9 protein-coding genes are annotated in these 12,467 nt (G+C 50.3%); 1 reads left to right on the top strand and 8 read right to left on the bottom strand.

The genetic code is table 11. The annotated features are described in order from the left end of the window. Positions 1-4: 4 nt before the first annotated feature. The 7 genes from CYPRO_RS09395 to CYPRO_RS09430 form a co-directional block, all read right to left on the bottom strand. Complete coding sequence (locus CYPRO_RS09395) at positions 5-1,495, bottom strand: methyl-accepting chemotaxis protein (protein WP_114984372.1); 1,491 nt, start codon at positions 1,493-1,495, stop codon at positions 5-7. A 33-nt stretch (positions 1,496-1,528) separates the two neighbouring features. Beyond that, complete coding sequence (locus CYPRO_RS09400) at positions 1,529-2,050, bottom strand: chemotaxis protein CheW (protein ID WP_114984373.1); 522 nt, start codon at positions 2,048-2,050, stop codon at positions 1,529-1,531. A 24-nt stretch (positions 2,051-2,074) separates the two neighbouring features. Further along, positions 2,075-3,610, bottom strand: a complete 1,536-nt coding sequence (locus CYPRO_RS09405; RefSeq protein ID WP_164682665.1) for a CheR family methyltransferase — start codon at positions 3,608-3,610, stop codon at positions 2,075-2,077. 1 nt (position 3,611) lies between these two features. Next, positions 3,612-4,118 carry a chemotaxis protein CheW gene (locus CYPRO_RS09410; protein WP_114984375.1) on the bottom strand — a complete coding sequence of 169 codons (507 nt, stop codon included), beginning with the start codon at positions 4,116-4,118 and terminating at the stop codon, positions 3,612-3,614. A gap of 406 nt (positions 4,119-4,524) precedes the next feature. Further along, a complete protein-coding gene (locus tag CYPRO_RS09415; RefSeq protein WP_114984376.1) occupies positions 4,525-4,854 on the bottom strand; it encodes a type II toxin-antitoxin system PemK/MazF family toxin in 330 nt (109 codons plus the stop codon). A 3-nt stretch (positions 4,855-4,857) separates the two neighbouring features. Beyond that, positions 4,858-5,133, bottom strand: a complete 276-nt coding sequence (locus CYPRO_RS09420; RefSeq protein WP_114984377.1) for a hypothetical protein — start codon at positions 5,131-5,133, stop codon at positions 4,858-4,860. A gap of 397 nt (positions 5,134-5,530) precedes the next feature. Further along, the gene (locus CYPRO_RS09430; RefSeq protein ID WP_114985758.1) at positions 5,531-8,854 is read right to left on the bottom strand and encodes an amidohydrolase family protein; all 3,324 of its coding nucleotides are present in this window, start codon (positions 8,852-8,854) and stop codon (positions 5,531-5,533) included. Positions 8,855-9,091: 237 nt separating this feature from the next. On the opposite strand from CYPRO_RS09430, the gene CYPRO_RS09435 reads away from it, so the two are divergent. Continuing rightward, positions 9,092-9,958 (top strand): hypothetical protein, encoded by an 867-nt coding sequence (locus CYPRO_RS09435; protein WP_124245581.1) that lies wholly within the window; start codon positions 9,092-9,094, stop codon positions 9,956-9,958. Positions 9,959-10,243: 285 nt separating this feature from the next. Here the strand turns inward: CYPRO_RS09435 and CYPRO_RS09440 are convergent, their stop codons facing one another. After that, positions 10,244-12,448, bottom strand: coding sequence for an Ig-like domain-containing protein (locus CYPRO_RS09440; RefSeq protein ID WP_124245582.1), 2,205 nt, complete (start codon positions 12,446-12,448; stop codon positions 10,244-10,246). Positions 12,449-12,467 lie beyond the last annotated feature (19 nt).

A 12,467-nucleotide genomic window follows, 5' to 3' on the forward strand; every position in this document is an offset into this window, starting at 1 on the left:
AGGATCAGAGTTTATATTTTTCGATGGTTTGTTCCAGGTTCTGAGCAAGCTCGTTGAGTTCCTGAATGGCCTGCCGCGTCTGATGGCTGCCGGTCACGTTTTGGTCGCTTGCTACCCTAATGTTTTCCATAGCCGGAGCTATCTGTTCCATACCCGCAAGCTGCTGCTGACTTGACGACGCAATCTGAATGGAAGCATCGAGGGCTTCATCAATACTCTCTATGAGCGCTTCCAGTATTTTTCGTTCCTGAAGGACCGTCTGTGTGCCTTCCTCAACCGTGCTTGAACCGGTTCTGATGGCTTCGGCCGTGTCAGAAACGGACTTCTGAATATCATTGAGGATGGTTTTGATTTGCGCCGCTGATTTTTTGGACTGTTCCGCAAGGCTCTTAATTTCCTGCGCTACTACGGAAAAGCCCTTGCCATGCTCGCCCGCTTTGGCAGCTTCGATGGAGGCGTTAACCCCAAGTAAATTCGACTGATCTGCAATGTCAGAAACAGTTGTTGTTATTTCTCCGATGGAGCGGTTTTGCTCAGACAGCCGTGTAATGGCTTTTTCTACCACCTTCATCTGCTGATCAATTTTGGCCATGCCATCCACCACAATACGGGAAGCTTCAAGGCCTTCATCACCCATTGAAGCCGATTTCTGAGAGGTCTCCTGAAGATTTTGTGCACGGTCACTGGCTACTGAAGCGGTTTGCCTCACCTCTTCAACAGTGGATGTTGTTTCAGCGATGGCGGTTGCCGTCTCGGTTGCTCCGGTCGAGATTTCTGTGACTGTTGTTTGAATTTCGGCGGCTGATGTTCCTAAAACCTGAATGCTTGTTTTAAGCTCAGCCGTGATTCGGCCCATGGTCCGGTACAAGAACCAAACTGAAACAGCGGTTAGGCCGATAAGCACGAATGCAGCAATAAGCATGGCAAATCCGCTGGCTGCTTTTTGAAGATCGGCCGTTTCCCGTAGTTCTTCACGGCTTTCAAAAATGGCATCCTGCAGCACTAAAATGGCGGCATAGACCTGCTCATAGATGCGGAAGTCTTCGTCCTGAAAAGCATCTATTGCAGCACCGGTACCTATTGTAACGGTACGCAGGTGCTGATTGCTTTGTCTGTATTCGTCGAGCATTGTGTTGAGCAAGGGGATAAGCTGTTCTATCTCATCTGTGGCCGCGATACCATTTTGCGCGCGTGCCCGCAAACTGCGAACCGCTACTTCCAGGCGCTCAATCAGCCGCTCGCTCTCGGCCACTTTTTGTTCGCGCTCTGCTGTCGAAACCAAAGCTTCAAACTGAAGGATAAATATGCGGGAATTCAGGTCTGAAATGCGGCTTGTTTCATCAAAAAGTTCCGTCATCTCATCCAGCTCGTCTGCCAGGTTGCTTAGGGTGCGCAGATTGCTGTTCAGGTATAGAAAAACCAAAACAAATACGCCAACAAGTAAAGCGCCTGCGGTGATGATTTTTCCGGTGAAAGATAAGTTAGAAGCATTCATAAGCGATCAATAGATAAAGGTTGAAGGATTGGTTCAGGCATCCACTATGAGGCGTCGGCTGTTCAGGAGCGCTTCGCCGTCGAGCAATATCGTTTGAGGGCCTGCCATGCCCTTGATGAATTCAAGTCCGAGCTTACTCAGACTTGCCGGAGGCTCCTGAATTTCATCCTGAAGGATGAATCCGGATTCGAGAATACGGTCACAAAGCAAGCCAAATTCCATATTATCATTGCGAAGCAACAGAACTTTGTTCATCTCCGTGAGGCCGGCTTCGCGTATCCCCAGAAGTTTTTTCAGATTCACAACCGGAACTATAGTGCTGCGATAGTTCATCACGCCCAACACGAATTCGGGCGTACCCGGTATAACCGTGAGATCACGCAGCGAGAACACTTCGTGGACAGAAGCTACAGGAATAGCGAAAGTTTCCGGATAGAGTAAAAACCGGATCACAGCCAGCTGCTCGCCCCGCTCTTCCTGAGCAAGCGGCACGGAAAATGCCTTCGCCCGCTTTTTAAGAAGCATTAGTTCCTGTGATACATCCATATACTTCATTCAAATAAGTTGGTAAAAATCAAATCAGCCTAATTCCTGCGCAATCATTTGCCGGAGCGTGCCAACACGCATATCATCTGTGCCCGGAACATGCTCTGTGTCCGCTTTTCCTACAATCAGATCTGATATGCGCTTTAATGACTTGCGGCTCTGAGCCGTTTTTCCAAGCTTTCGCAGCAAGCTGTGTCGCACAAAAAGTGCACCAATATCATCAGGATTAAGATAAAGCACTTTAACCAGCTGTGCATCTGCTTCTTCTGTCTTTTCCTGTTCGCTCAGTATGTCCGCTAAAAGCCTGATACTTCCAATATCTTCCGAGTGTTGTTCCAGATAAGCTTTAAGGCGGCTTTCAGCTTCCTGATAACTGCCGGTATTTGCCAGCGAACGCACAAATAAATTGGTGATTACCGGCGATTGCTGTTGCGCTGCTGGTAACTGCCGCACAGCCGCTATGCAGGCTTCATAATTCCCCAAGCGGAACTGCCCGCGAACGTGATCTTCGGCATGACTTACGTTCAGCGGAGTTTCCGGCTTTGTTTTCTTTTCCGAAATGTCTTTTTGAGCATCTGATCGTACCCTTTCCGGCCGCAGACGCGGTCTAACCGGACTTTCGCTTTTGTGATTGGCTTTTGATGTACTTGTATGTTTTACCACACGTGGCTTCACCGCCTGCGAAGCGGGTTTTGCGGATACAGACAGCGAGACAGGCTTTACATTCATTTTCTGATAAAACAGTCCCGAATGATACTGTACCCGGACAAAGCGCGAAAAATAGAATTCATTCAACTCAACCTGACTCGTCACAAACCATCCCTGATCCTTCAAAGCTTCCCAGAAGCGTCCGGCCACTTTTTCAATCAGATCAGCACTGAAGTACATCATCACATTCCGACAAAAAATCAGATCAAAAGAAGCGGGTGAAGGCACCGCATTGTAAAAATCGTCCGTAACCAGGTTGACCTGTCTGAACGTAACCATGCGCTTGATTTCTGGTGAAACAGCCCACCAATCGCCCTTTTGATGAAAAAACTTTTCTTTCAAGTGTGCGGGCGTATCCCTGAAAGACCACGGCCTGTACACGCCCAGGCGCGCCTTATCGAGCGCTGCGGGATTCAAATCAGTGGCTAAAATGCTGATATCCCAATCGTTAGCATCAGACAGGGTTTCTTTCAGCGTAATGGCAATCGAATAAGGCTCTTCCCCTGTGCTGCATCCCGCACTCCAGATCCGCAGCCGCTTTTGGCCTGAAGTTAAACCTCGCGAAACAGCGGCTATCACCTTGTCCGTTAACAAAGCAAAAGCGGCTTTTTCCCGAAAAAAGTAGGTCTCGCCTACCGTCAGGTTTTTAGTTAAGGCATTAAATTCAGCCTGTGAAAGCTTTTCCCTGGAAACCCACTGGCTGATTTCAGTCAGATCACTGCTGCGCCTGAGTTCAGTAGCCGCTCTTTTGAGATAGTTTTCCAGACTTTTCCATTGCTGCGGTTTAAAAGAAAGCCCAAAATGCCGGTGCACATGTGCCGCAAGATCTGCCCTGATTTGCTCATAATCTCCATCTTCCACATCACACCCCCTGCACTTTATCCGTAAGGCCGTCAAGCCATACCATAAGTTTTCGGGTCAAAAGCTGTGACACCCGGTAGGCCAAAATGATTCCATCCTTGTCACCGAAAACCTGTGCCTGCGTTTCCGATTCCATTTTCTGAACTGCAGATGTCTCATCGGATGAACCAAACTTACCGGGCTTTGTCAGCGATTCAGCGTCAACGAGACCTTCGGCTTCATCAGCCAACAGTCCAAGCCGGATATCTTCCGTAAGATGTACGATTACAATGACATCATCAGCTTGCAGGGGACGTTTGTTCAGACCCAGACGGCACCGAAGATTCAAAAGCGGCAAAAGATCCCCGTGAAAATCAAAATACCCTTCTATTTCCGGCGGCGAATCCGGAATGCGCGTTACGTAAAGCGCCGGAATAATCTTGGCAACATCCCGAATCGGCACGGCAAAACGCCGGGAATCGGCTTTTAAAACAAAGTAATGTGAAGGAGAGTGGGAATCAGAACGCATAAGCGGTAAATGGATACAGTCCGTAGTAAGCACAATACAACATCTGCAATCCTTAACTGATTGTCAATTGTTGGATATCAAATAATGTCAAAATTATAAGATACAACCAAGAATTATGAAAGTGCCTGCGATGTATTCCTTCAATAAACAACGCGACAAGATGTATTTAAAACATTCAGGCTTTACCTTACAACAATTCAGTTATTAACGCTTTATGCATACTAAAAATTTGTGCGTATAAGTACTTTTGTAGTTAACTCACAGTCCCGAAAGTTGAGTTAAGTCCCTTTTTTATGGGGAAGAAAAAACTGTCATCACAAACAGATTACACAACGCTTTGCAGTCGTCAGTTGGGCTTGAAGTTTCCTGCACTTAGTCTCAACAAAAAAGAATAGCGCCTTAAAAATTACAGGGCTAAATCGAACAGCTCAAGGAGTCTGAGATTGAGCTCCCGCATTTCGCGGGTGGAAAGGGTGCCCAAACGGCCCAGCATAAAGGATTTCTCAATTGTGATGATTTTGTTGAGACGCACAACAGACCTGACCTTGAGCCCATTTCCCTTTTTGGGATGGAGAATCAGATCGCAGGGCTCCTGCTCTTCTGTGTTCGTACTAATGAAAGAGACAGTCACGGCTCCGTCATCTTCACTGAGAATGAGCGCCGGAACCAGCTTCATTTTATCGTCAGAGCGGTTCGGATATGAGAGCGGAATAAGTACAATATCTCCTTTAAACATGGCTTAATAACGTTCTTTTAAATCGTCCAAAGTATAAATGTCTTCTTCCTGCTCTAAAAATGACAGGCTCAGAATACTGCATGAAAGCTCATAAGGTCTGCCGGTACGACAGCATACGTTAGACGCTTTTTTTTCATGACCATTATGGCCGTTTACGTTCCCGTTGCTGCTGTCATTAGCATTGTGCTGTTGATCTGCCACACTGTCCTTGAAATTTTCTGAAGTTTGATTATGACGGTAATGCGAAGCACTTTCGAAGTCTGAAGGGGTTTCGTACATGAGCGCGAAAGATTTTTTGTTTCTGTATTACGTTCAGCCATCCAAACCCAGCCTTGTAACCTTTCGTTTCAAAAAGGCTTTATTTGTAGCATATTGGGGAGTTTACACCAAAAAGGGCAGCCCGCCGAAGCTGACTGCCCTTAAGCCGTATTATTCACAAAGAAATTTCCTTGCGGGCAAGGAGAAGATGAAAACTCAGTGGAAAGGTACCTAAGTACCCTGAGCATGAATTTTCAGCCTCAACGCCGCCAGCGGGGAAATTTCGACGTTTTCACACCACACTCAAATTTGGGCTACCGGTGTATTTCACTAAGCCAGGATTCAACAAACATTTAGCTAATGAATCATGTTTAATTGTGAATAATACGGGTTAAAAAAGAGTGCGATTAAAGGGTCTTTACGGATGTGCTGCCCCTGCCCCGCAGGTACACTGCGCGCGCCCATCGGCTTCGGTGACGGCGTGCCAGTCGAAACGGGCGTCGTAGCCGTCGCGCTCCCACCAGAACGGTAGGCGCTCACGCTCGCGGTTGCCGATTTCGTGTAGCGTCGAGGCGTCATATACACGTCCGTTCAGGATGGTGTGCGTCACCTGCTCACTGACCCGAAGATTTTCAAGCGGGTTGCCGTCAATAATGATAATGTCCGCGAGCTTGCCCGCTTCCAGCGAGCCAATGTGCTGCCCCATGCCGATGTAGCGGGCCGGGTTGATGGTGGCCGAGCGCAGGGCTTCCATCGGACTCATGCCGCCCTGTTCGAACATCCACATCTCCCAATGTGCGGCGAGACCCTGCACCTGCCCGTGCCCGCCGACGTTAACCCAAATCCCGAGGTCGTACAGCTGCTTGGCAAGCGCGGCACTTTGCATGTGCCCGGCTTCGTACTCTTCGTAGGGAATCATGGTGCGGTGACGCGAACGGCTGTCCACAATGCCCCTCGGCTTGAAGGTTAGGAGCCGCTCGTTTTCCCAGACATTGGTGTGCTGATACCAGTAAAATTCGCCGCTCACGCTGCCGTAGTTCACGACGAGGGTCGGGGTGTAACCGACACGCGTGCCGCCCCAAAGGCTCAGCACGTCATCATAAGCCGGGAAAATCGGGATGTTGTGCTCAATGCCGGTGTGCCCGTCCATGATCATGCTCATGTTGTGCGTGAAGGTTGAGCCGCCTTCGGGCATCACGAGAATGTTCTGCTCCCGCGCGGCCTGCATCACCATTTGTCGCTGATCGCGGCGGGGCTGATTGTAGCTTTTCACCGAGAGTGCGCCAAAGGCAGCGGTACGGCGCACCGCCGAACGGGCATCGTCAAGCGTGTTGATGACGGCTTTGAAATCACCTTCAGCGCCATACAAAATGCGGCCCGTGGAAAAAATGCGGGGACCGGTCATGTTTCCGGCACGCACCATTTCGGCCTGCGAAAAAATCATCTCGGAGTTGGAAGAAGGATCATGCACGGTCGTGACCCCGAATCCAAGATTTGCGAAGTACTCCCACTGCTGCTGCGGACTCAGTCCGTACCGGAAGTTACCAATATGTGCATGTGCATCCACCATGCCGGGCATCACGGTTTTGCCTTCGGCGTCAATCACAAAAACATCTGCCGCGGCGGGAATGCGAACTTCCCCCGCTTCGCCTACGGCAACAATCCGGTTGCCCTGAATGAGAATGGTGCCGTTTTCGATCACGGTGCTGTCATCATCCATCGTTAAAATCCGCGCATTGGTGATCGCGACCCGGCCTTCGGGCACATCGGCTTCGAGTTCGAGACCTATGCGCAGGCCCTGATTTTCGCCCAAAGGCAGGGCATCAGAGCGGGAACCGCTGAGAAATTCGAAGGCGTCATTCAGGGCTACGGTGAAGTACTCATCACCAAGGGTCCAGTGCAGTTTTTCGCTGTCGCCGCTCCAGTGCAGGCTGATACCGGCATCGGCGGCTACCTGCGTAACCGGAATGGCGCGTGTGTTCGCGTGCAGGTTCAGTTCGCGTCCCGACTGCGGCATAGGCGCAATGTAAACCTTGAAGAGCTCATTGAAGGCTACCCACTTGTTGTCCGGACTCGGCACAAAATGATTCGCATGCGTCGAGCGGAAATGCGTGCGCTCGTCGTGTCCGTGCAGGTTCACGCTCATGTAAGCGCGGTTCAGGTAGGCCCCGCCAAGGAAGAAAATCCGGTCGCCTTCGGCATTGAAGCTCGCTTCGGTACCGCCGCGACGGATAAAGCGCTTTTCCCCGCCCGCAGCCGGCATGGTGTAAATGCCCGGATGCAGGGTAAAAGCATGCCCCTGATGGTTATTGCCGGACTCCCGCCGGAACACTATCGTGCTGCCGTCCGGCGAAAAACGCGGCTCGCGAAAAATGCCCTTCTGCTCGGTCAGACGCTGCGGCTGTGCGCCGGGCGTCGTGAGATCAAGCCGCTGAATGGTGCCCATGTATTCATCCGACCAGGTGACGTACACGAGATGGCGCCCGTCAGGTGAGAAGGAAGGCTCGAATTCAAGGGAAGACCCGGAAGTGAGCCGCTGCGGCCTGCCGTTCGGAAGCTCTTTCTTCCACAGGTAGCCTGCCGCGTTGAAAACCAGCATGCTGCCGTCAGGAGAAGTCGCGGCATGGCGAATCGCGCGGGCCGTGAAAGTATCCGGCGCAGGATCGAAGTTCAGGTGCAGGGCTTCGGCGACCTGATGGGTAGCGTTGACTTCAAAGGGGATTTCAGTGACGTCCAGCGTCTCGACATTCGCACGATGAATGCCGCCCTGCGCCCAAAACACGATTTCCTGACTGTCGGGCGTCCAGGCCATGTTGGTGTAGGGACCAAAAATCGCCCAGGCTTCCTGCTGATCACGGCTCATCCCGTCAAAAACCGGAAACTCCCGACCGGTCTCAAGTTCCCGCACAAACAGCACGCTTTGGGTCCGCACGCGGCGCACAAACGCCATCATCGTACCATCCGGAGAAATGGTAGGTGAAATCGCTCCGCCGGGTCCGCCGGTGATGCGTTCGGTTTGGCCGGTTTCACGGTCGTAGCGGTTGATCACATAAATCTGACTGTTAGGGTCTTTGTTGTACTGGAAAAATCCGCCGGGATAGACATCCTGACTGTAATACACATAGCGACCACAGGGGGAAACAAAAGGCTGCCCCAGATCCTGCTGATCGTTCATGCGGGCGACCAGCTGCATGCCCGAGCCGCCGGTGATGTGGTACATCCACAGCTCGCCGGCACCCAGCGAACGGGTTGAAGTAAAGTGTTTCCTCGCAATCAGGAAGTTGCCGTCGGGCGACCAGCTTGCATTATTAAGGAGCCGGAAATCTTCGTTGGTGATTTGGCGTGCATCGCTGCCATCGGTACGCATCACCCAAATATTATCCCCCCCGCCGGCATCGCTGGTGAAGGAAATGTGCTCGCCATCCGGACTAAACCGTGGCTGCAACTCATACGGATGACCGGTCCGCAGCGTTGTTGCTGTGCCGCCTTCAAAGGGAATCATGTAAAGGTTACCCAGCATATCAAAAACGATATGGCGCCCGTCCGGGCTTACATCGAGATTCATCCAGGTTCCGGTAGTGGTCGTGTAGCTGATTTCTTTGGTAGGCCAGTGATCCCACTGTTCACCGCTCACGTCCCAGGATGAGTCATCTTCAGGGCTCCAAACCGGATTGCTGACCTGCGCAAACAGGCTGCAGCCAGCGAAAAGCATCGCCAGGCTGATATACGCTAAACTCTTCATAAACTTTGTCATTGGTATGGGTATCGGATTTTAAGCGCAGACAAAAAATCAAACCGCAAATAAGTAAACGTTTTTTGCATGAAAGCGCTTGTTAAGTATTCTACTGCATAAGAGAGACTGAAAATAATAAACGAGACTATCACCAACACCAAACGATTTACGGATAACCATTTTTAACATCAGCGGCTGTATATGCCCGCCTTCATCACCTCAACCGTAACCGTATCCCCTACTATTATGAAAGATCTGAAAGTACAGGTAATTGAATTTTTTCTGGATCAGCTCATGCGTCAGCACCATGAAGCGGAGCGGGATCTTTCCAAGAAGGTTGATTCAGACAACGTCATACAGCTCTATTCCCTAAACAACTACCGCACCGTTTTCCTGGAGCAAATTAAGCTGGGGAAAGAAGTCGGACTTTCAACGGATGAAGTCTTTGAGCTCGCGAGTCTTGTCAATAAAGATGAAGTCAAGCATTTTGAAAACTTCAGCCGGCTCGGTGTTGGGGAGTACATTGCCCGGATTCAGTTTGGCACCAACGGACGCGGGGAATCCGGCGGCAGCTATGATCTCTTCCGCTACAAAAATCACTTTTTGCTGCACATGAACAACGCCAACGGCAACCTGCACTTTCGGGTAACGGCAAGAGAAGAACTCGCAGCACCCTTCTTCCTCGACCTGAGCATGCGGCAGGAATTCGGCATGGAAGGCCTCAAGCAACTCGAAGATTTCAGCCCCATGCTCGTCCATGCATCCGGCGCACACCGTCAGCTTATGATACAGGTCTTTGTCAACTTCCTGTTCAACCTTGAGCCCAATGAAGACGAACTCGCGCAGCTCCTCATTAGGATGTGCGCAGAAACAGACTACCCAACCTTCAGACAACAGCTTGAGAAATACAAAGATCTCTACGATGAAGCGGAGACCGACGCCCGAAACCTCGAAGCCCTCGCCCGACCCGATTCAGACGGAATCACCTTCACCTTCCCCGAAGCCCCGCTCGCCGCATGGCTGTCAACCCTAAACAGCGAACAAGCCCAAAAACTGATTGGATTGTCCTTTCTCGTGCTTACATCGCATTATGAGCAAGAAAGTGCTGTATAAACCGGAAGCAACAAAACAGCTCTAAAAATACGCCCGCCCCCTGCAACCGGCCCCCTCAGCAATTCAAAGCATTTTTATTTTTTGGGGAAAACTCAGAGAACATCAGGAGCTCTGTCATAGATTGAAAAACCCCAAAACGAAGATGAATGCGTTGCTTTTTTTCATTGACGACAAAACCGGGAGTCCAAACCAACCCACGGTTTTAAACAGGATTTGTAGGATTTCGGGATAGACAGGATGGGTTAGATCCGGCTTCAAAAAACCGGGTTAACAAAGCGAATTTCATCACGGAAGGTACATAACAGGTCTCACCATCATGTTGGATTCTCCCTCTCTCATGATCAGAATCAGTCGAATATAATATACTCCGGCTGCAAGCATACGCGGGTGCCAATCGTACTGATAAACCCCGGGATCGTAATGTTCATCTGAGATCAGGGTTTGCACCCGGCGCCCAAGCACATCATACACATTGAGATGTACAGAAGATGCATAGGGAATTTCAAACGGGATTCGGGTATGACTTCGGAAGGGATTTGGGTAATTTTGATTTAGCTGCGCACGGGACGGTTTAGCCGTAAGGAAGAAGTTGACGAAATCCCCGGTATCTATCCGGGCTTCAAGTTCATATAAGCCTGCAGACTGACCAAAAAGAAAGGGAGAGTTACTGATTCCGTTTTCATCTGTAAATGATGTATACTGAAATCGAGAACCGGATATATCCCCGTTATCAGGAACAGGACCAACTATTACGGTTCCGGCATCCGGCGGGGCACGCAGAAGGCTGAAATTTACAGGCTGACCGCTTGAAGGGTTTCCGAAGGTATCTTTTACCAGTACCGCTGGTAATTCGGCAGGTACACTTCCTGCGGTTCCGGTGATTTCCAGATTAGAAACACTACTAATAAAATCGGCAGGACCAGCCTCAACTTCCCAGAGAACTTCAGCCTGATCGATTGCTGTAAGACCCTGTACCTGTTGTGCTTTTAGCGCAAACAGTCCACTTTTTGTTTGGGATATCCGGGCATACGAACGCGATCGGCCCGTTTCAAAGCGGACGCGCTGGTTAGGACTTATCACAAGCTGATCTGGTAAAGTGCCGGATTTAACACTAAACTGTTCGGAATTATCTGCTTCAAGCCGAAAAACCAGCGTTTCAGGTGCAAGTATTTCGGTTCCCATGCTGTCTTTTAGAACAAAGGTGACCACTTCAGAAAATCTGCCGGCTGTTGAAGGTTCAGAAAGGCTGAATTGAAGAGAGCGAAGGGTTGACCCTGCAACAATCAGTTCAGGCGTTTGTCCCGACACTTCCTGCTCAGCTGTTGCGGTCATACGGAAACTGCTGCCTGCCACAGGCTCAGGCAGCCACGCGTTGTCGGCACGCCCCTGTGCATCAGTTGTAGTTTGTTCCACCCGAAACGAACCGCTGCCAGTGCTGCTCCAAGCGATGTTTAGCCCCTCTAAAAAAGACGGGTTTCCGTATCGATCGATCAGCTGCGAGTGCACAAAAACAGAATCGCCCGGTGTCAGCAGTTCCGAAGATGGTTGCAGTTTAAAACTATAAGGCCCGCAAAAACCGGTCAGATCAGACGAATCTTCCAGTTCACAACCAACAGCTACGGCTTCAAAAACCACCGGTTGAAGATTGCCAAGACGGGCTTCTGTTACGTATAGGCCAGCTCTGAACCCCATCCGAAAACGGGTTTCAGCTATACCAGTAGCATCTGTGAACGCCTGAGAAGTAAATAAGGAATCTCCGGCAACACCCTCGCCTGCAGGCCGGCTGACAAGCAGAAAACGTACGGAAATTCCTTCAAGGGGCTGGTCTTCTTCATCGAGCACGCGTACCCGAAAAGGCGTTTCGGTTTCCGAGAGAATGAGACTTGAAAAAAACGTTTCAGATACAGCTTCCATGCGGGCGGGCATCTGTCCTAATACCTGGCTAAAATAAGCCTGTCCGGTGAAGTCATCATCATCAAGGAAAAACCTGATTTCATCGTTTCCGGCCTGTTGTGGCAGGTAAAAACTTTCATATATACCGGCAGCCGTTTCCTGAAAGGGCCCGAAATTAACACCAGCATTTACACCACTCACTACAGAAGCAGTCAGCCGTTCGGACTGCCCTTGTACCGGGAAACCCGCTACATCCCGCAGTTCTGCCCGGATGGGGGGTTCCTGATTCACAAAGCCATCGTTTAAGGTTATTTCAGACATGGCGGGGTCAGGTGCTCCGGTTTGTACTTCAAGAGGTAAAATGCCCGATACGGGCAGCAAGGGTTCTGCGGAAAGCTGAATTTCATAAGTCCCGGGCTGTTGAGCTTCGTAATAAATGGTTTGTTGTGAAGTTGCCGGCATAACCTGAATGCTGTTTACAGCTGTTGAACCCTCTGCATCTGCAAAAAAAAGACCGTCCGCTTCGGTAGAAAACAGGTTTACCGTAATTCCAGGCCACGGGGCGAAAACGGGACTTCCGTTCTGATCGGTTAGCATCACCACAAAAGCTTTGCGT

The organism is Cyclonatronum proteinivorum, from assembly GCF_003353065.1.
GTDB lineage: Bacteria > Bacteroidota > Rhodothermia > Balneolales > Cyclonatronaceae > Cyclonatronum > Cyclonatronum proteinivorum.

Bases quoted from the DNA above. Each gene is read 5' to 3' on its own strand.
- CYPRO_RS09415 (WP_114984376.1), bottom strand. From the start codon at position 4,854: ATGTTTAAAGGAGATATTGTACTTATTCCGCTCTCATATCCGAACCGC.
- CYPRO_RS09420 (WP_114984377.1), bottom strand. From the start codon at position 5,133: ATGTACGAAACCCCTTCAGACTTCGAAAGTGCTTCGCATTACCGTCAT.
- CYPRO_RS09435 (WP_124245581.1), top strand. From the start codon at position 9,092: ATGAAAGATCTGAAAGTACAGGTAATTGAATTTTTTCTGGATCAGCTC.
- CYPRO_RS09430 (WP_114985758.1), bottom strand. From the start codon at position 8,854: ATGAAGAGTTTAGCGTATATCAGCCTGGCGATGCTTTTCGCTGGCTGC.
- CYPRO_RS09395 (WP_114984372.1), bottom strand. From the start codon at position 1,495: ATGAATGCTTCTAACTTATCTTTCACCGGAAAAATCATCACCGCAGGC.
- CYPRO_RS09400 (WP_114984373.1), bottom strand. From the start codon at position 2,050: ATGAAGTATATGGATGTATCACAGGAACTAATGCTTCTTAAAAAGCGG.
- CYPRO_RS09440 (WP_124245582.1), bottom strand. From the start codon at position 12,448: ATGCTAACCGATCAGAACGGAAGTCCCGTTTTCGCCCCGTGGCCTGGA.
- CYPRO_RS09410 (WP_114984375.1), bottom strand. From the start codon at position 4,118: ATGCGTTCTGATTCCCACTCTCCTTCACATTACTTTGTTTTAAAAGCC.